The organism is Pseudoalteromonas sp. SG45-1, assembly GCF_014164135.1.
Lineage (GTDB): Bacteria > Pseudomonadota > Gammaproteobacteria > Enterobacterales > Alteromonadaceae > Pseudoalteromonas > Pseudoalteromonas distincta.
The window spans coordinates 441,519-465,674 of sequence record NZ_JACJEP010000001.1 but is presented as its reverse complement, the minus strand read 5'-3'; the positions used below and the strand labels follow the sequence as shown (position 1 = coordinate 465,674).

The window sequence follows — 24,156 nt, the reverse complement described above, 5'->3', positions numbered from 1 at the left end:
GTAATGTTCAAGTATTATTGCGCATTAGTATTAGCGCTATGCCATTTTGAATAGCCTTCTTTATCCATCGGCCTTGCAATTAAGTAGCCTTGCATGGCGTCAATATTCATTTTTTTAAGTAAGTCATATTGTTCTGTTGTTTCTACGCCCTCAGCAACTACCTCTAAGTTTAAGCTTTTTCCTAGGCTGATAATTGTTTGCGCAATATTAAAGCCAACCGTGCTATCTAAAATTTTATCAATAAAGCTTTTATCTATTTTTAATTCTTTAACAGGAAACGCACTTAAGTACGCTAAGCAGGAGTAACCGGTTCCGAAATCATCAATCGAAAATAAAAAGCCAGCGGCAATGAGTTCTTTCATTTGCCTAATTGTATAATCTATATCGCTTGAGAGCATTGACTCAGTTATTTCTAACTTAATTTGCTGTGCCCGAATATCAAATTTATTGATAGTGCTAAACAGCTCTCCTTTTAAATTTGATGAATTAAACTGGCTTTGACTAATATTAATTGAAACACTAAACGAGTCGTCTATTATGTTATCTGCTTTAAGTTCGTTTATTAAAATACATATATCATGTAAAACAATATTTTGTAGTTTTTGAATAAGCCCGTATTGCTCTGCAATTGGTATAAATTCGTTTGCCGCTATTAACCCTTTTTGAGGATGGTTCCACCTAATGAGTGCTTCAGCACCAATAACATCACCATACGTATTTACCTGAGGCTGAAAATAAGCACAAAACTCATCAGATGCAATCGCCCTGACTATATCGGTTTCTAGTTCAGTTTGTTTTTCAAGCAGTGTTTGTAAGGCTGGATCGTAAAAGCTACTGCTATTCCCCCCTTTATTTTTAGAACGATACATAGCCGTGTCTGCAAATTTTAATATATTGCCTGCCTGCGCATTTACGCTATCAATTAGACAAATACCTATGCTGCAGCTTACTTGAAATGCAAGGTTGCCCACTTCAAATTTATCATGAAAAGCTCTTTGAATCTCTTTGGCTACTATTTTGCACTCGATGCTCGCCTGCTGTGTATTTTCTCCAACGTGTTTTAGTAAAATAATAAACTCATCGCCACCCGCTCTGGCCAACGTATCAGAGCCTTTTATTATTGCGCTTAACCTTTTTGATAATTCCACAAGTACTTCATCACCCGCACTGTGCCCAAGTGAATCATTAATACGCTTAAAATTATCTAGGTCTAAAAATAATAACGCCCCTATATTTTTATCACGCTTAACACTCTCCACACACATGCTTAATTTGTCGCTAAGCATTCTTCTATTTGGAAGATTCGTTAATGGGTCGTAAAAAGCAAGCTTATGTACTTCTTGTTCGGCCTTTTTCTTTATTGAAATATCTCTGGCCATCCATACTACGTGCCTTTTTGTAGGACTATTGGGGTGGTAATGATCTAATGCAGCAGCCCTGCCTTCAAAAACTATATTCCCCTTTGGTACAGCTAATTCATATTCAAAAATTTGCGTCTCGTTAGTCGAGAGTGTTTTTTTAATAACGTCCATTATCATTTGTGCATCGTCTTGGGAGAGCAGATCCTTAACACTTTGACCAATAAGGTCCTTGCTTGAATCAAGCAGTAACTCATTAGAGGTACCATACACATCGGTATAAATTCCCTCTTCACTTAAAATAAGAATGAGATCAGGCATTACCTTAGTGAAGGCTTTAAACTTTTCATTACTTTGCTGTAAATTCGCGAGCAGCTGTTTTGCTTTGTTAAATTCGTTACTTTTTTCAAGAGCGATACTAGAAAAGTGTACAAAAAAATCGATTAACTCTAAGTCTTGCTTTGATGGTGATTTAGGAGTGCTGTGATAGATAGCAAAGGTGCCTAATAAATCGGCTTGAGTTGAAAAAATAGGCGTTGACCAACATGACTTAAGACCAAACTTTAGTGCTAAGTCTTTAAAGTCCTCCCACAGCGGTGAAGTTTCGATATTTTCAACAATAGTGCGCGATTTCGAAAATGCAGTAGTACCACATGAGCCCACTTTTGGCCCTATATAGACTCCATTAAGCAAACTACAGTACTCTGGATGAATATTAGGAGCTGCGCAATGAAAAAGCTGCTGGCCTTTAACTGATAAGATTGAACACCTAGCGGATTCATCATCAATAATCTGCTCGATTGATGAACAAATTTCAGTAAGCACCTCAGTTAAAGGTACCCCTAATGCAATTTTAGATAAAATGCCTTGCTGGTGAGATAATAACTTTTTTAACCTATCCGTACCCATTTTCCTTTACCCGTATTATTTATACACATTGAAACAACAAAAGCTTTAATCAAGCGCTTTTTTCTTACGCAGTAAAGTTCAGTATAGTCATGATTAGTAAGTTTTTTATTTTATTGGCAAAAAATAATCGGGCCTGTCTTAAATAATCATAGTTGCATATTACTGAACACCTATTGTTACTATATAAACAAAACCACAATATTAAAGCTAACACTTTGTTACTTAAAAGTACTGTTCAAAATTTTTAAGCTATTTATACTATAAGTAATGGTAAATATTTTTTGAGGTTACAGTGCAGATCACACAAGGTATGGAATACTTTTTTTCGGGGTTTAAATTAATTAGCCAAAAAGGGCTAAAGCGTTTTGTCCTTATTCCGCTATTAATTAATATTTTGCTGTTTGGTAGCTCGCTGTTTTTTTTAGTTGGCTGGTTAAGTGATAGTTTTAGCTACATAAACAACATGCTCCCCGAGTGGTTAAGCTGGTTAGAGTGGCTAATGTGGCCTATTGCCGTATTAGTTGTTTTGTTTAGCTATAGTATGCTCTTTACAGTTATCACTAATTTTATTGCAGCCCCTTTCAATGCGCTCTTGAGTGAAAAAGTTGAGCTTTACCTAACAGGTCAAAAAATTAACGATGACGGCTTTGCCGAACTAGTTAAAGATATACCTCGCATGCTTGCCCGTGAGTGGACAAAACTATGCTACTACCTTCCTCGCGCAATTGGCTTTTTTATATTGTTATGGGTTTTACCGGTCATTGGTCAAATACTATGGGTGTTATTTACTTGTTGGATGTACGCAGTTCAATACGAAGACTATGCGTTTGATAATCATAAAATTGACTTTAAGCAAATGAAAGACGATTTAAAATCTAAGCAAGGTTTGTCATACGGATTTGGTTTTGCTGTTATGTTGTTAACTGCTATCCCTTTTATAAACTTAATAGTTATGCCAGTCGCAGTGTGCGGTGCAACACGTTTATGGGTAGATAACTATCGTCCAAAATATCGCAGTTAATTAAAAGGTTGCTGACTTTTCAATATTCGAAGGACACCGCATTCTAGATTAAAAAGCACCTAAGGTGCTTTTTTTAATCTATTTTTAAAGCAATAAACTCAAGCGATGCACGCCTTGGTAATGCATCGCTTTGTTTATCTACTTCTTCAAATTTTTTAATCAAAATACTAAAGCGCTGATTATTAATATTAACGGCTGTAACTTCACCAATTTTTATACTGTAGTTTTGCTGCTGATCAAACAGCTTTAGTATTTGACCTTTTACACGCTCTACGTATAAATAAGGTGTTTGGTCTGGCATCTTTAAACGAATGACATTGATTTTACTTAGTTCATGTACCGCGACCCAATTCTGACTCTGCATTAACGTATTATAACGACTAATACCTTCAGGCTGATAAACAACATCTTGGCTTATAACGCATGTATTACAGTCCTTTACTGATTCAATTCGCCAGTCAACAGCTGTATTTTTATAATACAAATTATCATTTTTTAGTAACCACTCACGTGCATTGTTAGTATCGCTACACGCTATTAGTAAGCTAAAAAAACTACTCAAGATAATAAACTTAGTGCTTAGCATTGGCTTCATACTATTGCTCTTTAATTGCTTTTAACTCAGCAATAATTGCACTACTTGGCTGTGCTTCTTTTATATAACTGGGCAGCGTTTCAATATTAGTAGGCGAGCTTTGTAAATTATGCACCTTACTGTTATTTGTATTTGGCACGCCAAATCGATTACCTGCACTTTGCATATAAAACTGTAAATTAAGCATGCTCCACTCATCTACATCACTCAGTATTGATATTGTATTATCTTGGTTAGTATCAAAGCTGGTTAAGCTTTCGGTGTTAATTGCATTACAATTAAAATCAACTGGTAGTGAGCTATTTCTATTTAACCCCTGTATTTCAAGTATGGTGCTTTCATTTAAATCTGCTGAACTACCATTTGAATAATCAATAATAAAATCATCCGTAGAGCCTAAATGACTATTAGTATTTGGTGCAATATCGCAACTAGCATTGCCTGGGTAAAAACGCTCATAGTAGCGATCGCCTTCGTTATTACCTATTGTTGATAAACCCGCTAATTGATATAAATAGTTCATAGAGCTTAAATGATTAGGCTTAAAATTAACTTCTTCATCACCGCCATGGTACAAACCTAAGTTATGACCTAACTCATGAAATATTGTTGATGCTTGATAATTATAAGTTACATTGGTTGCTACTTGCGTATCAAGCGTTAAACCCCAGCCCCCCATAGTTACCATTAAATCATTACCGCTTATCTCAGCAATACCCGAACCACTAATACTACCGTCTTCGTTACCACTACTTGCCATTAATAAATAATGGAAAATGGGCCTGCGAGTTATATCGCTATATTCCATTTTATAAGCAAATAAATTAGGGCTACTTAAATCGTATTCAAACGGGGTATAGCTATTAAAAGGGACAAGATTTCCGCCACCTAAATCAAAGTTTTGCGGTGCTGTATTTGTATTTTGATCAAACAAATCACCTACGTCAAAGTGGACTGTATAGCCTTTTTCTGCAAAAACAGTGGCTACTTTTTCAAGTGCGATTCGATGTGGAGTAATACCTACATCAGTGCTGTCCATATAATCAACTTCAATAAATATATCTTTTTGTGAGGTACGCGCCCCCCACTCATAAAGTGGTAAACCCGCGAATGTTGTACCCTGTTGCTCAGCGCAATCAGGAATACCATCCTCATCATCATCTATTGTGCAATTTATATTGTTTGGCCCAGCGGGTGTGTTAAACACAGAATAACTCCAATCAGTACTTTGATTAGTGTCTGTCGCATTAAGCTCGCGCTTTAAGCTGCCTCCTTGCTCGGAGATGATTTGCTCTGCGTTACCACCTTGCCATTGTGATGGCGTTACTGGTTCTTGTACTGAGTTACCAAATTTTACAAAGTCGATTGTTTGTGTACCTGCACTATTAAGTAATTCTACAAAACCGTTTATGTACCAATAAGGTCTAATTTCATCACTAGCATTACCCACAAGCGCTATTTTAGGGTTGTTAACTGATGCACTGACTAAAAAATCATCTCCAAACTTGCTTTGTAAAATAAGGTACTCACCATTTTCAAGCTCTTTATTGGGCAGTGAAAAAGTTGTCTCTGCACTAGTCGAGCTATTAATCATATTAATACTGCGGGTTTTAAGCGAATAACTCTGTAAGTTTACATCAGCCCCTGTGCCGTTATAAATTTCAATCCAAGGTAAGTCGTTACTAAATTGCACAGAAGAAACTTCAGTTATTTTTATATCTTGGCTAGAGGTAGTAAAAGAAGTAGCGGTTTGCGTTTCAATGGCCGTATCATCAAAATTAGTTAAATCAGCTGTAACACGGACAATATATTGGGTATCTTCATTAAAGCTTGCGCTTACATTTACAGTATGAAAATAAGTACTTGTGTCACTAGTAGTACCCGACAAACTTTCAATATTTAAGGCCAAGCAAGTAGTAAAATTATCTGCCGACACTTGTACGCTTCCTGTACAAACACCACTACTAGAATTAACTGCTAAAGTGCTCGTTAGCATAATATCTGAAAATGTAATACTAACAGGGCTATCTACAAGAACTGGGTCATTATTACTTTGGGGTGTTACATTACTAATTGTAGCGGGCGTTGAATCAACCACCGTAATATTCAGGGTAAATTCGGTTGTGTCTTTTGAATCAGACGCAGTTAACGTATAGCTTTGTGAAGTAATACTGTTTGCAGGAGGCGTGTAGCTAAAAAGTAAGGCTTGTGCATCAATAACACTAATTTGTGCACCATTTAAATCATCACCAAAATCAATCTGAACCGTATCGTTATCAGCATCGCTAACTACTAAACTAAATTCTGTGGCTTGATTATATTGCACGCTAATACTTACATCATCTGCAGTTGGTGGATTGTTTGGTGCTAATACTACAACTGTTTTTTGAGCGCTATTTGTAGCGTTATCGTCATCGGTTACAGTAACCACAAATGTAACATTGGTATTTTGTGCAACAGTGGGCGCATTAAAACTAATGCTTGTTTGTGTTTGAGTAAGTTCAACTACAGGACCACTTATTTGCTGCCAAGTTATGCTATTAATACTACCATCGCTGTCTTGTGCATCTGCAACTAAGGTTACACTGTCACCTTTTTCAGCTTCTTCAGGGCCTGTAACAATGACTGTTGGCGCGCTATTTACTTGATTAATTAAAACCGTTTTACTCGCTTGAGCGCTTTTACCTGCATTGTCAGTTACGGTTACGCTAAAACCTAGTGTTGTATTTTCAGATACATTAGGGGCGGTAAAACTAAGGACTCCATCAGTTTGTGAAAACTCAACATTGTCCCCAGCAGACTGAATCCAATTAATATTACTTATAGTGCCATCTGTATCTTGAGCGTTAGCAACTAAACTAACTTGTGTGCTGGCAAGTGCACTACTTGGGCCTGTTATATTAACTGTAGGAGCATTATTTTGAGAGGTGATAGTGCCTGAAAAAACTTGTTGTGCAGTAGCACCTGAGTTGTCAGTAACTGTAACCGAAAAGCTAAAGGTCGTATCGGTTGTTACACTAGGTGCAGTGGCTGTAAGCGTGTTACCGTTAGAGGTAAACGTAAACTCAGGCCCGCTAAGTTGTTGCCATTGATAGCTGGCAATTTGTCCGTCGCTATCACTTGCAAGCGCTGTAATAGTAAATGATTGATTAGAAGTAATAACGTTACTGCTAACCGAAAGCGTAACACTGGGCGCAGCGTTACCAGGGGCCGTAGTTGTATCACTACTTTCGCCTCCCCCGCCACAGCCTGTGATTAAAAGTGATAAAAAAAGTAAACTTAGCCATTTATTAATATTGTTTTTTACCACTTTTAGCCTCTACATATTAACTATACAAATTTTGTGGCACCTTAGTAACGTTTAAATGAACGGTTATTTCCTCACGATCATGATATAGATGTTTAGCTTGCAACTCGTAATTGATACCTTGTTTCTCAAGCTCTTTTCTGATCATCGAAAGACATTCATAAACACTATCAAAGCGTTTTTTCATAGGCAGCTTTAAGTTAAATATAAACTCTTTTGCGTATGCATTTACTGCCCAGTCAATCATTAGCGTAGTCACTTTGGTCGGTTTTTCCACCATATCGCACACTAACCAAGTAATATTTCTTTTTTCTGGGCGATATTTAAAACCGTCGGCTCTAAAATGTTTAACTTGCCCAGTTTGCATTAAATCGTCATTCATTGGGCCGTTATCAACCGCACTTACAAACATACCACGGCGTACAAGCTGATAAGTCCAACCACCTGGGCATGCACCTAAATCAACACTGCGCATACCAGCAGCTACGCGTGACTCGCGTTGTTGCTCAGGTATAAATACGTTAAATGCTTCATCGAGTTTTAACGTTGAGCGACTCGGTGCATCGCTTGGCATACGAAGGCGCAAAATACCCATGAAAAATGGAGAATTATTAAAGCTATACGAGTAACCAACATAAGCCGTATTGTTTGTTAAAAACATGACATGCATTACTGGGCGATTTGCTTTTGGCTCACGTAGTACAGTATTTTGTTTTTCGAGGGCTTTTTTAAGCGGTGTTGAGATTTTTTTACAGAACGTTAAAAGCTCTTTGCCTTCGTTTGTGTCTGGCGTTTCAACGCGCAGTTCTGAGCACAATGTAAAACCTTTAGCAGCTTCAACTACTGCGCTCACACGGTCCTCTACTGGCATGTTTTCAAGTAATGTGCCGGCAAACCATTGACGTGCAAACACCATGTTTTTAAAATCAACTTTTTTGATTATTTCATCGCTGTGATGCGCTTCAAAACATTCGTAAACAACATAACCTGTATTTGGTTTTGCTTTTACATACCCTGCAAAACCTTGCTCTGCAGCATGAAACGTTATTTCAGCAGCGGCATCGTTTTCAAAACCACTACGACAAAAAATCACAACACTAGACATATTAACCCTTAAACTCTTTAAAACTTAAATCGTGCAACTTGCACTAAAATAACAATCCAACCAATAATAAAGCACAACCCACCAAGCGGTGTTATAGGCCCAAGCCACTTCATTCCTGTTAGAGCGAGTAAATATAAACTACCACTAAAAAGTAGTGTGCCCATTATAAAAAAGCCACCAGCCCAACTCAGGTTTATGCCCCATTTAATTAAAATAGCCACTGCAATAAGTGCAAGTCCATATACCATTTGATACTCAGCAGCCGTTTTAAAAACGCCTAATGAATACTCCGATAAGCGGCTTTTTAAACCATGGGCAGCAAATGCACCTAACATCACCGAAAGCATACAAAAAATACTACCGGTCATTAAAAATAATTTAATCATCTAACCCCCTGCTCGAGTCTTAACGTATCTCAATTTGTTGCTTAATAAATTCAACAGCACTTAACGCTGCTGTTTCTCTATTTTGCAGTTCAGTTACGCCACTTTTTTTACGTGGTTTTAATGAGTGATCGCCATCACTCAGCCAAGTAAACAAAGGCTGCTTTGGCATTTTCATAGTAAGAAGTTCTTCACGTGTACCAAATGTATCTCGCTCGCCCTGTAATACTAAAAAAGGGCAAACAATATCAGCAAAATGATCGGTGCGTAATTTTTCTGGCTTACCCGGCGGATGAAATGGATAACCAAATGCTATAACACCTGAAAGGCTTTGCTCTGTACTACATGCAAGCATTGATGCCATGCGACCGCCCATCGATTTACCGCCTATAAACAACGGCAAATCTGGCTGCGCACTCGTTAGCACTTGTTCATAATAAATAAGTAGCTTTGGTGCTCGCTCAGGAGGCCTGCGTTTATTAGTTTTTTTAGCGATTTGCATATATTCAAAATCAAATAAACCAACATCAACACCCTGCTCGCTTATTAATTTTGCCATGTGCTGCATAAAGTCAGAATCGCTACCAGCACCTGCGCCATGTGCAAATATAAACTGTGCTATTGCAGGTTGCTCCGTGCTTTTAAACCATTCAATCATTATTAATACTCATGTTCTTGCTCATGCTCTACTAAGCTCAGCATCCACTCTTTAAACGAAACTATTTTACCAAGCTCTGTTTGCGACTCACGAAGCACTAAGTAATACGCATTTTTACTCTCTAGGCTATGATTAAACGGAATTACCAAACGCCCTGCGTCTATGTCGGGTTTAGCTAATACACTATTGCCAATTGCCACACCTTGTCCATGTACAGCTGCTTGTAACACCATAGAGGAGTGGCTAAATATAGGCCCTTGATTTACCTGAATGTTACGCACGCCTGCGGTTTTCATCCACGTTTTCCAGTTTTTACGTGTAGTGTCGTGTAATAGTGTGTGATGCGCTAAATCACTAGGTTGATCAAGCGGCTTTAACCCGCTTAATAACATAGGACTACAAAGTGGTACTAAATATTCGGTATGAAGCTTGTACGCTTGTACGCCATTCCAATGACCCCTTCCATAATAAATAGCAATATCTACGTCATCCGTGAGTGAGTTTTCATCTTGGTCTTGTGCTTTTATTCGCACATCTATCTCTGGATGTAACTCATTAAACAAACTCAAACGAGGCACTAACCACTGAATAGCAAAACTAGGGGTTAGGCTTACCGTTAGTGAGCCCTTAGCGCCACGAGCTAATAGCTTTTCAGTTGCATCAATAAGCTGAGTAAAAATCTCTTTAATATCTAAAAAATAGCCTTGGCCTTCTTCAGTTAACAATAAAGAGCGGTTTTTACGTAAAAACAACTTCAGCCCTAAATGCTCTTCAAGTGTTTTTATTTGATGACTTACTGCCGCCTGCGTTACATAAAGCTCTTCTGCAGCTTTTGTAAAACTTAAATGGCGTGCAGCCGCTTCAAAGGCTTTTAATGCGTTTAATGGAGGTACCCGTCTTGACATAATAACCAAGCTTAGAATTAGTTTTTCTTATGCGTGAGATTATATACATCATATAAGTTTGTGTATATTAAAGGCATAAAAAAAGCGACCTGAGTCGCTTTTTAATAAACATCATGCTTAATTATAAATCGCTTGCACTTGTATCAAGTGGAGCAAAACTTTTAATTAAATCATCAACCGCTTTCATTTGCGTTAAGTAGCCTTCTAACTTGCTAAGCGCTAGCGCACATGGGCCATCACATTTAGCTTCGTTAGGATTTGGATGCGCTTCGATAAATAAACCAGCAATACCCAATGCCATACCGCTGCGCGCAAGCTCTGCAGCTTGTGCACGACGACCATCAGCAGAGTCAGCTCGTCCACCAGGGCGTTGTAGCGCATGTGTTGCATCAAAAATAACAGGTGCCATTGCCTTCATGTCATCCATACCCAGCATATCAACCACAAGGTTGTTGTAACCAAAGCTAGAACCACGCTCACAAAGAGCTACGTTGTTATTACCAGCTTCATTAAATTTAGTAATGATATGACGCATTTCATGTGGCGCTAAAAACTGTGGTTTTTTCACATTAATAATTGCACCTGTTTTAGCCATCGCCACAACTAAATCTGTTTGACGCGCTAAAAAAGCAGGTAACTGAATTACATCAACAACTTCTGCAACAGGTGCAGCCTGATGCGGTTCATGTACGTCAGTAATTAGTGGAATTTTAAACGTGTTTTTAATTTCTTCGAATATTTTTAAACCTTCTTCCATACCTGGACCACGGTACGAATTGATTGAAGAGCGATTAGCTTTATCAAATGAGGCCTTAAATACATAAGGAATATTTAGTTTCGTCGTAACTTCTACGTAATGCTCTGCAACACGCATTGCTAAATCGCGAGATTCTAATACGTTAATACCACCAAACAATACAAACGGTTTGTTGTTTGCAAGTTCAATTTCATTAATTTTAATAATTTGGTCTTTCATTTAAATTCCTTAAGGTGCAACTGCTTGCATCATTAATCCACAAATATAAGCCATATAAGTACCCACACCGTAGCCTAGTACAGCTAACAAGACACCAACAGGCGCTAATGACGGATGAAACGCTGATGCTACAACAGGTGCTGACGCTGCGCCGCCCACATTAGCCTGAGAACCCACTGCCATATAAAATAACGGTGCTTTAATCAGTTTAGCCACAATTAACATAATGCTTGCATGCACTAACATCCAAATTGCACCCACTAAAAATAGCCCAGGGTTATTGAAAATAGCGGTTACATTCATGTGTAAGCCAATCGATGCAACCAAAATATATAAAAAGCTAGAAGCTACTTTTGAAGCGCCAAACGCTTCTATTTGCCTCACTTTAGTAAACGATAAGCCTATACCAATCGTTGTTGATATAACAATTAGCCAAAAGAATTTACTGTTTAAGCTGTATTCTTTTGCCCACTCATAAGTAGTGCCAAAGTATGGTCCTAAAAAGTCAGCGCAAAAGTGCGCTAAACCAGTTATACCAAATGCAATTGCAATCAGCGTCATGTAATCATTAAGAGTTGGAATGCGTGCATGTTCTGCATGATATTCTTCCACACGCTTTTTCAAGTCTTCAATTGCGCTTGTATCAGCACCCGTCGCTGCATCAATCTTTTTATGATTTGCTGCCATTAACAATAAAACAGCCATCCAAATATTAGCGACAATTACATCGACTGTAATCATTACAGAAAATATATCACCACCAACTTCAAACATTTCTTTCATTGATGCTTGGTTAGCACCGCCGCCAATCCAGCTACCTGCAACAGTTGTCATACCGCGCCATACGGCATCTGGGCCATGCCCACCAACAATACTTGGGTCAAATGCGCTCACCACTAAAATAGCTAATGGCCCACCAATAACAATGCCTAAAGTACCCACTAAAAACATAATAAGTGCTTTAGGGCCTAAGTTAATAATCGCTTTTAAATCAATACTAATGGTAAGTAGTATTAAACAGGCAGGTAGTAAGTAGCGCGAAGCCACATAATAAACATTAGATTTATTACCATCTACAATACCAAAGGTATTTAATAACGAAGGTAAAAAGTAACACAGCAATAAAGCAGGTACGTATTTATAAAATCGTTTTAAAGCTGGACGCTCACTGTTTGAGGTTTTAAAAATAAACCCCAAAATAATAGCAAGCAAACCAAGCACAACGGCATCATTTGTAATTAATGCGCTTTGAGTTTCAACCATAATTATTCCTATTCTTAATGGTGCGTTTTATTATTATCTTCTAGTTCTTCTATTTGGTGTTGAATAATCTCTATTGCAGGATCGTCCGGACACTCATCTACAAAAAACTGTAAATCATCACGTGCCATTTTAGGGCAACCGAGCTGATTTAATAAGTAACCTCTGTCGCGTCTCTCATACGGGTCGTCGCCTATTAACTCCATTAGCATCTCTACACAGGTTAAAGCATGACCAAATTTATTTTCGCTAATGAAAGACCATTTTTGCTGAGCTAAAAATAACTTATATACTTCGTCATCAAAAATCAGTTCTAGTGGCTCTTGCTCTTGACCATCATCTTCATCTGCGTTTTCAGGGATAATATACCAACTTTGTTGTCCACTGCTTGGCTCTATTATGTAGCCTTCTTCATCACTAATCGCCACATGTATACCAACATCACCTTGGGTAAGACTAAGGTTCGCGTCACAGTTAGCTTGTTGTAAAAAATGACAAAGTATAATTGCCAGTGTTGTAGGTGAACCACTGCGCATAGAAAGCGTATAGCTTAATGTATTTAATTTATATTCAGGCACTTTTAAACCTGATGCACTAAATAGCCAATCACTGTAAAACATATCTAATAATTTTTCGAGGCGATCGTGCTCATCACTCACTTTTAAACACAGCGCTGAAATTTGCTGTTCAAAGTCAGTTAAAGTTTCATAACATGGTGTTAAATCTATCTGAGGGTCCCACTTTGACTCTGCTTTAATACAGCGGTAAATCGCTGGAGGTGTAAATTCATCGTAAGCATCATCAAGATAAGATTCATCGTGTTCGTCAAACCCGAGGGTAGTCATTAATACTGCAACATTTTAGAAAACGAAGGCGTAGTTTACCTAACTTTAAAGCTATATACCAATATAGAGGTGTATTTGAATATTTTCTGAGAGGGAGTTGTATTTGAGCTTTACAAAACACTATAAAGCTCAAATAGTCAGGTATTACTTAAAGCAAAAAAGCTGATTTAGACGTCGCTAAATAACCTATCGCTAAAATAACAGCGGTATTAACTAAAACGTAAGCAACTTTAGCCGTCATTTTAGTTTGTCTGGCGCTTTTAGCCCCAATACCGATGTATATAACCACTAAAACTATTTTTTCTAATAACCAATATTGTTCAAACGGATTAATTTTAGCCATAAATATAAGCGTAAGTGCAGACACTAATAACAAAGTATCTATACTGTGACTACCAATCATTACTGCTTTATTTTTTGCTAATTTACCACTGCCCATTCGCGAAAAAGCGCGAACATAAAATAATATTACACTTAACATCGCAATTGCCATGTGCGAGTGCTTTACTGCTAAATAATCCATATGCCCCTGTACTTCTGTTTTATAAAAATTTAATCAGGAAAACGGCTAAGAACCGCCTCTAACTCATCAAGCTTTTCGTTAAATACTTCAACCATTTTTGGTTCAAAATGTGTGCCTTTTTCAGCATTAATTTCATCAACCACATTTTGTAATGTCCAAGGCTCTTTATAACACCGTTTATGGCGAAGTGCATCGTATACATCAGCAAGTGCGACTATGCGACCAAATACATTAATTGCGTTTCCGCTTAGACCTTGTGGGTAACCAGACCCATCCCATTTTTCATGATGCTCTTTTGCAATAATTGCACCTGTACTCACAATTTCATGGGGAGAGTCTTTTAAAATAGTATAGCCTTTATCAGTATGGGTTTTCATCACTTCCCATTCTTGAGGTTCTAACTTTGCTGGTTTGTTTAAAATCGCATCAGGAATACCCACTTTACCTACATCATGAAGAGGAGACGCCAACCTTACTAAATCTGCATCATGTTTAGATAAACCATAGCCCTCAGCTAAAATATGACAAATATGTGCTACACGTTTAACATGATTACCTGTCTCGGTTGAGCGCTGCTCTACTGCTTCACTTAACCTATAAACAAGCTCTTGTTGTGTCGCTTCTATTTCAGACTGAAGCTGCACATTTTCAAAGGCAAGTTGCACATTTTGAGAAAATATTTTGATTAAATGACGCTGAGTATCCGTTAAATCCTTTGGGACACCTGATATGAACAGCATTGAATTATGATTGTACTCACTACTGCAGTACGCAAATAAGTAATTATCTTTATAAATGATACTTTTATCATTAAGCGCCTGATGACACGCACTTAACTGCTCAGCTTGTAATACCTCATCAAGCTCTTTACCTTCACTTTTTTCAAAATCGCCAGTGCCAGAGCAAACTATTAGTTTTTTATTTTTTTCATGTTCTGGGTTTTGTGCAACTAAAGTGGTGGCATACATAGCTTGATCAGCAATACCCAATAAAGATGTTAATTGCTGCATAACGCCTTCAATAAAGTGCTCTATTGAATGCGCAGAAAAAATATCACGAGACGCTATAATTATTTTCTCAAGCCCTTCGCGTGATTGCTCAATCGAAATAATATCCCGATACGAGCGTAGGCTCGACATAATAACAGTAAATAATTTTTGAGCCGTTAGCTCCGTTTTCGATTTGTAATCGTTAATATCATAATTAATAATGACTTGACGTTCAGGTGCCTGGCCAGGTTGGCCTGTTCTTAAAATAATCCGTATATGATTATTTTTAGCTTCTTCACGAATAAACTTAGCAACCTGCAAACCAGCGTCGTCGGTTTCCATTACCACGTCAAGTAGCACAATAGCGGCATCTGGATGCTCTTTTATGAGCTCTTTCGCTTCAGCACCTGAGTAAGCACTAATAAACTCTAAGCGTTTATTTTGAAATTCAAAATCACTCAGTGCTAGTTTTGTAACAGCATGAACTTCAGGTTCATCATCAACGATTAATACTTTCCAGGTACCGTGTTCAATCTCATCGATTGTTTCTTCTGGTTCATCTGAAAATAAAAAATCACCCATCATAGTCGAAATTCCTTCATGGCATTATTTAACGCACTAGTAGGCAATTATTATTCTCTAGGGCCACAGTGCAAGTGTTACACGGTCATTGTTACCAAGGTCTTTCACTGTTTTAATATTAACAAACGCCATTTCTTCAAAAAAATGACGAACAGCTTCACCTTGCTCAAAACCGTGTTCTATTAAAAGATAGCCATTAGATGACAAATAGTCACGTGATTGTGTAATTATTTGTTTAATATCAGACATTCCGCAATCATCAGCCACTAATGCCGATAAAGGCTCAAAGCGCACATCACCCTGATTTAAATGTATATCACTACTTTCTATATAAGGAGGGTTAGTGACAATTAAATTGAATTTTTCGCCATGCAACTCACTAAACCAGTTACTTTGTTTAACATGTACATTATTAATCGCTAATCGCTGCTGGTTACGTGTAGCAAGTGCAACTGCATCGCTTACTCTATCTACTGCCGTAATTTGCCAATTAGGCATTTCACTACCCAGTGCCAACGCTATTGCACCAGTACCAGTGCCTAAATCAAGCACCTTTGCTGTAGCGGGTAGCGCTATTTCAAGTGCTTGCTCGACTAATGTTTCAGTATCTGGTCGAGGTATTAGGGTCGTTGCGTTAACTTCAAGCGATAAGCTCCAAAATTCACGCAGCCCAGTTATATGGGCTACGGGCTCACCTTTTAAACGTCTTTGGATAAATACATTAAACTGCGATTGTTGCTCATCACTAAGCGCATGTTCTGGCCAAGTAAAAAGGTAACTGCGAGGTTTTTGAAGTATATGAAGAAGTAAAACTTGTGCATCTAATTTAGCACTTTCGCTGCTAAGTGCTAATAAGTCAGCACCTGCAGCAATTGCTTGTTCAAGAGTGTGAGCCACAATTACTCGTCGCCCATGGCCGCAAGTAAGTCAGCTTGATGCTCTTGCATTAATGGGTCAATAATCGCACTTAAATCACCGGCTATCACTTCGTTTAAACGATAAAGTGTTAAGTTAATACGGTGATCGGTAATACGACCTTGCGGGTAGTTATAAGTACGAATACGCTCAGAACGATCGCCACTACCTACCAAGTCACGACGTTCAGAGGCTTCTGCCGCATGGCGTTTTTCATCTTCAGCTTGTTGCAGTCGAGCTGCAAGTACTGACATCGCTTTAGCGCGGTTTTTATGCTGCGAACGCTGATCCTGACACTCAACCACAACACCGGTAGGTATATGTGTAAGTCGAATAGCAGAATCAGTTTTATTTACGTGCTGACCACCTGCGCCTGATGCACGAAATGTATCAACTTTTAAATCTGCTGTATTAATTTGTATCGCTTCTGCTTCTGGTACTTCTGCCATAACCGCAACAGTACACGCTGAGGTATGAACACGACCTTGTGATTCAGTCTCTGGTACACGTTGTACGCGATGTACGCCTGATTCAAACTTTAATTGACCGTAAACGCCTTCGCCACTGATATTTGCAATAACTTCTTTGTAACCGCCATGCTCACCTTCATTGGTGCTTACAACTTCTACTTTCCATTTTTTATTTTCTGCGTAGCGGCTGTACATACGAAATAAGTCACCAGCAAAAATAGCCGCTTCATCGCCGCCCGTCCCTGCACGTACTTCAACAAACACGTTATTGTTATCTCGCGGATCTTTTGGCAACATTAATACTTGAATTTGATCTTCAATCACTAGTATTTGTGCTTTTGCTTCTTTATATTCTTCTTGCGCCATTTCACGCATTTCAGGGTCAGAATCTTTAAGCATTTCTTCTGCACTGGCTAAATCGTCTTGCGTTTCTTTATAGTTTAAAAACGTTTTTACAATCTCTTCAAGCTCAGAATACTCTTTTGAAAGCGCACGAAAACGGTTTTGATCACTAATGACCGACGGGTCGCTTAGCAGCGCTTGTACTTCTTCGTAACGCTCTACTAAGGTTTCTAATTTATTATAAACAGACTCTTTCATTTAACGGTTATTCCTGATCAATACCTAACATTTTTTTCAACTGGTTTAGCTGCGCCACTTCACCTTTTTTCGCTGCATCTTGTATTGCACGGGTAGGCGCGTGCATTAAGCGATTGGTTAATTTATTGGCGAGCTCTAATATAATTTTTTCTGCATCTTTACCTGTATTAAGCTGACTAACAGCACGCTCTACAAGTTCAGACTTAATTGTTTGTACATCGTTTCGATAATGGCGGATTAAATCTACCGAATCGAGTGAACGCATCCACATTGCAAATTCTTTGGTGCGTTCAGTAATAATTATTTGCGCTTGCTGTGCAGCTTGCTCGCGCGCTGCCATATTCTCGCTTACAATGGTTTGTAAGTCATCAACGGAATATAAATAGGCAGCATCTAGCTCCCCAACTTGGCTTTCTATATCACGCGGAACCGCTATATCTATAAATAGCATAGGTTTGTGACGTCGCTGCTTTAGCGCCTGCTCAACCACCCCTTTACCAATAATAGGCAAAGTGCTGGCTGTAGAACTAATCACTATATCGGCTTTATGCAAACGCTCAGGCAATTGCGCCAAAGCAATCACATCTGCCGACACTTCATCAGCTAAGTTACGAGCTCGCTCAATAGTTCTATTTGCAACAGTGATATTTTGAGGCTCATTTTGGTATAAATGTTTAGCAACCAATTCAATGGTTTCACCTGCGCCAATTAATAACACATTGGTCTTATCAAGCTTGCCATAAATATGCTTTGCCAAGTTAACTGCAGCAAACGCTACCGATACAGCACTTGCGCCAATATCGGTTTCAGTTCTAACTTGTTTCGCTACTGAAAATGTTTTTTGAAACAACCTATCAAACGTAACACCTACTGCATCGTGGTTTTTAGCACTAAAAAACGATTGTTTTATTTGCCCCAAAATTTGCGGTTCGCCCAACACCAAAGAATCCAACCCACACGCCACGCGCATTAAGTGATTAATAGCATCGTTATCTTCGTAGCAATAAGTGTTTTTGCTCAGTTCATGTTCATCCAAACCATGGAAACTGGCAAGCCAGCTCAACAGTGTTTGGGAATTTTGCTGAGCGAGGCTACAATAGATCTCGGTTCGATTGCAGGTAGACACAATAACCGCTTCATTAAAGTCGGCATGGCCACTTAATTGTTGCAACGCCTCTGAAATTTGCTCAGGCGAAAAAGCCACTTTTTCACGTAATTCTACGGATGCGGTTTTGTGATTTATACCTAGTGCTATTATGGTCATATTTGCCAAATATTGCTGAGCCCTACTTCAAAGGCGGTAATTTTACCAAAAATCAGCGGAATATGGAAAGTAAGGAACAACATTTGATTCGACAATATTTGATTTTATTCATGTTTTTTTTGTTTTTAGGTGGCTGTGCTCATCAAATTGATACAAAAACAACACTTTATGATGATTGGAAACCACGTTTAGCTGCTCAAAAAACTTGGCAAGTAGAAGGTAAACTTGCATTTATTAGCCCAGAAGAGCGTCAATCTGCAAACTTAAATTGGCAGCAAACAACAAATTCCAATAATTTAATACTGACTACTTTTATTGGTACTCGTATTTTGTCGCTTAAACAAACAGCTAACGGTGCTGAATTAGAGTTTGACGGTGAACAATACTTTGATACTAACGCTGCAGAGCTTTTAAAACGATTAACGGGTTTTACACTACCGGTTGATAATGCCGATAACTGGCTTAAAGGCACTATTGACGATGAAAGTTTAATTGTTGATGAGCTTGGGCGTGCAAAGCAAGTATTATGGTTTGATAATACAGGCAAAAAATGGCAAATAGATTATGGCGCCTATGTACAAAACGCAGGTTACTGGTTACCTACTAAACTGACGTTAAAGCACCAACAAATAAAAATTAAAATTCAACTATACGATTGGCAGTTTAAATAAGTATGAATAACAAAACCTCTTTTTCACTTATTGCTCCGGCAAAACTCAATTTATTTTTACATATTAATGCTCGCCGAGAAGATGGCTATCATGAACTTGAAACCTTATTTACTTTTTTAAATTTTGGTGATGAGCTGCATTTTGAGTTAACAACAGATGGGAGTATTTCTGTCGGTGGTGATACTAAAGACATCCCTCTAAATGATAATCTCATCTATAAAGCTGCTTTATTATTACAAACACACTGTAAAACCTCTTTGGGTGTAAAAATAAATTTAATTAAGCGCTTGCCGATGGGGGGCGGTGTTGGAGGAGGTTCATCTGACGCAGCGAGTACTTTATTAGCCCTAAATAAGTTATGGAAATTGGCACTAAATTTAGAAACACTAGCTCAACTAGGGCTCAAGTTAGGGGCAGATGTTCCAGTGTTCATACAAGGTCAAAGCGCCATAGCGCACGGTATTGGTGAAAAACTACACCACGTAACACTTGAACAAAAATGGTACTGCGTTGTACACCCTAACCAACATGTAAGTACCGCAAAAATATTTACACATCCAGATTTAAAACGCGACACACCAAAAATAATAGGCGACTGGAAACACCATACTTTGACCAACGATTGTGAGCCTTTAGTTAAAAAGCTTTGCCCCGAGGTTGAAAAAACCCTCCAGTGGTTGCTAAAATACGCACCGTCGAAGATGACCGGAACAGGTTCATGTTGTTTTGTCGAATTTGCTAGCCAAGTTCAAGCACAAGATGTACTTGAAAATCTCCCCCATACTTGGCAGGGTTTTGTGGCTTCAAGCGCAAATGTCTCACCTGCTCATACGGAGTTAACCGCCATATTCGATCAATGAAGTAACGTACAAGTAATCATAAGTTAACCCGCAGTGAAATTTATCATTGCCCGTTAGTCCAAATATTCAGTGCCTGAGGAACCCTACCGTGCCTGACATGAAGCTCTTCGCTGGTAACGCAACACCTGAGTTAGCTCAAAAAGTTGCAAAACGTTTATATATTGAATTAGGCGATGCTGTTGTTGGCCGTTTTAGCGACGGTGAGATCAGTGTTCAAATAAATGAAAATGTTCGTGGCTCGGACGTTTTTATCTTGCAATCAACCTGTGCCCCTACAAACGATAACCTGATGGAACTTATCGTTATGGTTGATGCTCTACGTCGTGCATCTGCAGGTCGTATTACTGCCGTCATTCCTTATTTTGGTTATGCGCGCCAAGACCGTCGTGTACGTTCTGCTCGTGTTCCAATTACCGCTAAAGTTGTTGCAGATTTCTTATCAAGTGTTGGTGTTGACCGTGTTCTTACGGTTGATTTACACGCTGAACAAATCCAAGGCTTCTTTGATGTACCTGTAGATAACGTATTTGGCAGCCCTGTATTACTTGAAGATATGAAAGAACGCGACTTTGAAGACGTCGTTGTTGTATCTCCAGATATTGGTGGTGTTGTACGTGCTCGTGCAATTGCAAAACTACTAAACGATACCGATTTAGCAATCATTGATAAACGTCGCCCTCAAGCAAATGTTTCTCAAGTAATGCACATTATTGGTGACGTTGAAGGTCGTGATTGTATTATCGTAGATGATATGATTGATACCGGTGGTACATTGTGTAAAGCCGCAGAAGCACTTAAAGAACATGGCGCTAAGCGTGTATTTGCATACGCAACACACCCTATCCTTTCAGGTAAAGCAGCCGAAAACTTACGTGACTCAATGATTGATGAAGTAATTGTAACTGACTCAATTCCGCTATCTGATGAGCTTAAAGCCCTTGATAAAGTTAAGGTACTTACGCTTGCTGACATGTTAGCAGAGACTATTCGTCGTATTAGTAACGAAGAATCTATCTCAGCGATGTTTGAACACTAAAATTAAACATTCCTGAATATAAAAGCGCCTTTTGGCGCTTTTTTTGTAAGCGATGTTTATTTTATCTGGGCGTGGTGGTATGATAGCGCGCCTTTTGGCTAGGGACCTTGGTCGCAAAGGCCCTACACATTTAAATAACTGGAGACATCATGTCTAACAAAACTTATACGTATAACGCTGAACTTCGCGTAGAAACTGGTACTGGTGCGAGCCGCCGCCTACGTCGCGAAGACAAAGTTCCTGCAATCCTTTACGGAGCTGATAAAGAAGCTTTATCTCTTACTTTTGCTCATAAAGATATGATCAAAGCTCAAGAAGACGAAGGTTTCTACACGCATATCCTTACGCTTAACGTTGATGGCGAAGCTGTTGAAGTAATCTTAAAAGATATCCAACGTCACCCATTCAAGCCTAAGCTTACTCACCTTGATTTCCAACGTGTAGATGCTACTCATAAATTTCAAACTAAAGTTCCTCTACACTTCATCGGTGAAGAGATTGTAACTAAAGCTGGCGCAACTGTTGTTCACCAGTTAACTGAAGTTGAAATTACGTGTCTTCCAAAAGCACTTCCAGAATTCATTGAAGTAGATGTTTCTAAGTTTGTTGTTGGCGATTCAGTTCACATCTCTGACCTAACTTTCCCTAAAGGCGTTAGCTCTGTAGATTTAGCTAAAGGCGAAGGCCATGATCAGTCTATCCTGACTATCAAAGCAAACAAAGCAGCTCCAGTTGAAGACGACGCTGCAGCAGCAGAATAATATTTAAGGTCTCGCAACCTTGAATTCTATTCAAATGCTTGTGGGCCTGGCTAATCCAGGCCCCGAATACGCAAACACACGCCACAATGCAGGTGCTTGGTTCATCGAGCAAATCGCTGCACGCTATAACTGCACTCTAAAACACGATCCTAAATATCACGGCCTTACAGGCAAAGTGATCATTCAAGGCCAAGAATTCAAATTATTGATCCCCACTACTTACATGAATTTAAGTGGTAAAGCGGTCAGTAGTTTAGCTAATTTTTTCAAAATCCCTGTCGAGGACATTTTAGTTGCCCATGACGAATTGGATTTAGACCCAGGCGTTGCCAAATTAAAAAAAGGTGGCGGGCATGGCGGTCATAATGGTTTAAAAGACATTATTGCAAAAATGGCAAATCAAAAAGACTTTATGCGCTTGCGCATTGGTGTAGGTCATCCGGGGCATCGTGAAATGGTAACTGGTTGGGTGCTTGGAAAAGCGGCCAAAGAAGACCAAGAAAAAATGGATGCTGCTGTTGATGAAGCAGTTCGTTGCATGGAAATACTTGCAAAAGATGGTGTGTTAAAAGCACAAAACAGACTACATTCGTTTAAACCCTAGTAACTTGGGTCCAAGTACACCGTTTAAACGAATTCTAAACAAGGTATCTTACTATGGGTTTTAAATGTGGCATCGTTGGCTTGCCTAACGTAGGTAAATCAACGCTTTTCAATGCACTAACTAAAGCGGGTATTGAAGCCGCTAACTTTCCTTTTTGTACCATTGAGCCTAATACAGGTGTGGTACCTGTGCCAGATCCTCGTCTAGACGAACTTGCTAAAATTGTTAATCCTCAACGAGTTCTTACCACTAGTATGGAATTTGTAGACATTGCTGGCTTGGTAAAGGGCGCATCTAAAGGTGAAGGCCTTGGTAACCAGTTTTTAGCTAACATTCGTGAAACCGATGCAATTGGCCACGTAGTTCGCTGTTTTGAAGATGAAAACATCATACACGTAGCAGGCACTATTGACCCTGCTGACGATATTGACGTAATCAACACTGAGTTAGTACTTGCTGATATGGATAGCGCTGAAAAAGCCCTTTTCCGTAACGCAAAAAAAGCAAAAGGTGGTGATAAAGACGCCAAAGAGCAAAATGCCGTACTTGAAAAAGTAAAAGTGCATCTTGATGAAGGCTTAACTTTACGCGCTTTAGCATTAACTAAAGAAGAAAAAGCAGCAATCAGCTCTATCAACTTCTTAACTATTAAACCAACTATGTATATTGCAAACGTTGCTGAAGATGGTTTTGAAAATAATCCATACCTTGACCGTGTACGCGCTATTGCTGCAGCAGAAGATGCGATTGTTGTTCCTGTATGTGCTGCTATCGAATCTGAGCTTTCAGAATTAGATGACGAAGACAAGCTTGAGTTTATGGCTGATCTTGGCTTAGAAGAGCCCGGCCTTAATCTTGTTATTCGTGGTGGTTATGAATTACTACAATTACAAACTTATTTCACTGCGGGTGTTAAAGAAGTGCGTGCATGGACAATCCCTGTAGGTGCAACAGCGCCACAAGCAGCGGGTAAAATCCATACCGACTTCGAGCGTGGCTTTATTCGTGCGCAAACGATTGCTTTTGACGACTTTGTTGCCTTTAAAGGTGAAAGCGGCGCAAAAGAAGCAGGTAAGATGCGTCAAGAAGGTAAAGAGTACATTGTTAAAGACGGCGATGTAATGAACTTCTTGTTCAACGTATAAGTCAAATGAAACCAAGTTAGTATTGGTAATAATTTTAAAGGCTCGTTTTTACGAGCCTTTTTTGTACCTCCAACGTTATAAACTTATAAAAGTGATTTAGCCCCAACCTAAATGCCTACATTTAATTTAAAAAAACACACTGCGCAGAAGATCAAACCTCAATAATAAGTACCTCTTAAACAAATTAATGTTAAGATTTAACCAGAGCGTAATAATTTGTCGAATAATCAAACAGCTTCAAACTATTGGTTTTTGCTTTTTTTATTTAGCGACAAATTTTGTATGTGAATTGCACTCAAAAAATCATCATTTTTATTAAAATTTAGCCGCTTAGCTTAATTTTCCTGCAAACAAACACAGTTAAGTGTTTTTTTGCAAAAAAGGTGTTGACGAATTTGGGTCATATCAGCATAA

The 24,156-nt window shown here is 38.7% G+C and carries 22 protein-coding genes; 7 read left to right on the top strand and 15 right to left on the bottom strand.

Annotation, left to right across the window (positions count from 1 at the left end):
- Positions 1 to 14: 14 nt before the first annotated feature.
- Positions 15 to 2,267 (bottom strand): EAL domain-containing protein, encoded by a 2,253-nt coding sequence (locus H5117_RS02120; RefSeq protein ID WP_182736041.1) that lies wholly within the window; start codon positions 2,265 to 2,267, stop codon positions 15 to 17.
- Positions 2,268 to 2,577: 310 nt separating this feature from the next.
- On the opposite strand from H5117_RS02120, the gene cysZ reads away from it, so the two are divergent.
- Positions 2,578 to 3,288: a sulfate transporter CysZ gene (gene cysZ / locus H5117_RS02115; protein ID WP_182671383.1), complete on the top strand. Its 711-nt coding sequence runs from the start codon at positions 2,578 to 2,580 to the stop codon at positions 3,286 to 3,288.
- 73 nt (positions 3,289 to 3,361) lie between these two features.
- Here cysZ and H5117_RS02110 read toward each other — a convergent pair whose 3' ends face one another.
- From H5117_RS02110 to hemA, 14 genes are all read right to left on the bottom strand, one after another.
- Positions 3,362 to 3,883 carry a hypothetical protein gene (locus H5117_RS02110; RefSeq protein ID WP_024605426.1) on the bottom strand — a complete coding sequence of 174 codons (522 nt, stop codon included), beginning with the start codon at positions 3,881 to 3,883 and terminating at the stop codon, positions 3,362 to 3,364.
- A 1-nt stretch (position 3,884) separates the two neighbouring features.
- Positions 3,885 to 7,193 (bottom strand): PKD domain-containing protein, encoded by a 3,309-nt coding sequence (locus H5117_RS02105; RefSeq protein ID WP_182736040.1) that lies wholly within the window; start codon positions 7,191 to 7,193, stop codon positions 3,885 to 3,887.
- 16 nt (positions 7,194 to 7,209) lie between these two features.
- A complete protein-coding gene (rlmM, locus tag H5117_RS02100) occupies positions 7,210 to 8,295 on the bottom strand; it encodes a 23S rRNA (cytidine(2498)-2'-O)-methyltransferase RlmM (protein ID WP_182736039.1) in 1,086 nt (361 codons plus the stop codon).
- A 17-nt stretch (positions 8,296 to 8,312) separates the two neighbouring features.
- Positions 8,313 to 8,681, bottom strand: coding sequence for a DUF423 domain-containing protein (locus tag H5117_RS02095; RefSeq protein WP_182736038.1), 369 nt, complete (start codon positions 8,679 to 8,681; stop codon positions 8,313 to 8,315).
- Positions 8,682 to 8,700: 19 nt separating this feature from the next.
- On the bottom strand, positions 8,701 to 9,336 hold the full coding sequence (locus tag H5117_RS02090; RefSeq protein ID WP_182695311.1) for an alpha/beta family hydrolase: 636 nt from the start codon (positions 9,334 to 9,336) through the stop codon (positions 8,701 to 8,703).
- Positions 9,337 to 9,338: 2 nt separating this feature from the next.
- Positions 9,339 to 10,241: a transcriptional regulator GcvA gene (locus H5117_RS02085; RefSeq protein ID WP_002958561.1), complete on the bottom strand. Its 903-nt coding sequence runs from the start codon at positions 10,239 to 10,241 to the stop codon at positions 9,339 to 9,341.
- A 121-nt stretch (positions 10,242 to 10,362) separates the two neighbouring features.
- Positions 10,363 to 11,217: a 3-deoxy-8-phosphooctulonate synthase gene (gene kdsA, locus H5117_RS02080; RefSeq protein WP_002958560.1), complete on the bottom strand. Its 855-nt coding sequence runs from the start codon at positions 11,215 to 11,217 to the stop codon at positions 10,363 to 10,365.
- A gap of 9 nt (positions 11,218 to 11,226) precedes the next feature.
- On the bottom strand, positions 11,227 to 12,480 hold the full coding sequence (locus tag H5117_RS02075; protein WP_024595290.1) for a DUF819 domain-containing protein: 1,254 nt from the start codon (positions 12,478 to 12,480) through the stop codon (positions 11,227 to 11,229).
- Positions 12,481 to 12,494: 14 nt separating this feature from the next.
- Positions 12,495 to 13,322 carry a tetratricopeptide repeat protein gene (locus tag H5117_RS02070; protein WP_182736037.1) on the bottom strand — a complete coding sequence of 276 codons (828 nt, stop codon included), beginning with the start codon at positions 13,320 to 13,322 and terminating at the stop codon, positions 12,495 to 12,497.
- A gap of 148 nt (positions 13,323 to 13,470) precedes the next feature.
- Positions 13,471 to 13,845, bottom strand: a complete 375-nt coding sequence (locus H5117_RS02065; RefSeq protein WP_007583965.1) for a SirB2 family protein — start codon at positions 13,843 to 13,845, stop codon at positions 13,471 to 13,473.
- Positions 13,846 to 13,874: 29 nt separating this feature from the next.
- Entirely contained in the window at positions 13,875 to 15,419 is a 1,545-nt protein-coding gene (locus H5117_RS02060; RefSeq protein ID WP_024595292.1) for a response regulator, read from the bottom strand.
- Between the two features lie 54 nt (positions 15,420 to 15,473).
- Positions 15,474 to 16,313 carry a peptide chain release factor N(5)-glutamine methyltransferase gene (prmC, locus tag H5117_RS02055; RefSeq protein ID WP_182736036.1) on the bottom strand — a complete coding sequence of 280 codons (840 nt, stop codon included), beginning with the start codon at positions 16,311 to 16,313 and terminating at the stop codon, positions 15,474 to 15,476.
- Between the two features lie 2 nt (positions 16,314 to 16,315).
- Entirely contained in the window at positions 16,316 to 17,401 is a 1,086-nt protein-coding gene (gene prfA / locus H5117_RS02050) for a peptide chain release factor 1 (RefSeq protein ID WP_182736035.1), read from the bottom strand.
- Positions 17,402 to 17,408: 7 nt separating this feature from the next.
- Positions 17,409 to 18,665, bottom strand: coding sequence for a glutamyl-tRNA reductase (gene hemA, locus H5117_RS02045; protein WP_024594740.1), 1,257 nt, complete (start codon positions 18,663 to 18,665; stop codon positions 17,409 to 17,411).
- Between the two features lie 83 nt (positions 18,666 to 18,748).
- Here hemA and lolB point away from each other — a divergent pair, with 83 nt between their 5' ends.
- The 6 genes from lolB (at position 18,749) to ychF (ending at position 23,742) form a co-directional block, all read left to right on the top strand.
- Positions 18,749 to 19,336 carry a lipoprotein insertase outer membrane protein LolB gene (gene lolB / locus H5117_RS02040; protein ID WP_024594739.1) on the top strand — a complete coding sequence of 196 codons (588 nt, stop codon included), beginning with the start codon at positions 18,749 to 18,751 and terminating at the stop codon, positions 19,334 to 19,336.
- A gap of 2 nt (positions 19,337 to 19,338) precedes the next feature.
- Complete coding sequence (gene ispE, locus H5117_RS02035) at positions 19,339 to 20,196, top strand: 4-(cytidine 5'-diphospho)-2-C-methyl-D-erythritol kinase (RefSeq protein WP_154903382.1); 858 nt, start codon at positions 19,339 to 19,341, stop codon at positions 20,194 to 20,196.
- Positions 20,197 to 20,284: 88 nt separating this feature from the next.
- Positions 20,285 to 21,232 carry a ribose-phosphate pyrophosphokinase gene (locus H5117_RS02030; RefSeq protein WP_002958550.1) on the top strand — a complete coding sequence of 316 codons (948 nt, stop codon included), beginning with the start codon at positions 20,285 to 20,287 and terminating at the stop codon, positions 21,230 to 21,232.
- A 149-nt stretch (positions 21,233 to 21,381) separates the two neighbouring features.
- The gene (locus H5117_RS02025) at positions 21,382 to 21,993 is read left to right on the top strand and encodes a 50S ribosomal protein L25/general stress protein Ctc (protein WP_002958549.1); all 612 of its coding nucleotides are present in this window, start codon (positions 21,382 to 21,384) and stop codon (positions 21,991 to 21,993) included.
- A gap of 19 nt (positions 21,994 to 22,012) precedes the next feature.
- A complete protein-coding gene (gene pth, locus H5117_RS02020) occupies positions 22,013 to 22,597 on the top strand; it encodes an aminoacyl-tRNA hydrolase (protein ID WP_002958548.1) in 585 nt (194 codons plus the stop codon).
- Positions 22,598 to 22,650: 53 nt separating this feature from the next.
- Positions 22,651 to 23,742, top strand: a complete 1,092-nt coding sequence (gene ychF / locus H5117_RS02015) for a redox-regulated ATPase YchF (RefSeq protein ID WP_002958547.1) — start codon at positions 22,651 to 22,653, stop codon at positions 23,740 to 23,742.
- Positions 23,743 to 24,156: the final 414 nt, after the last annotated feature.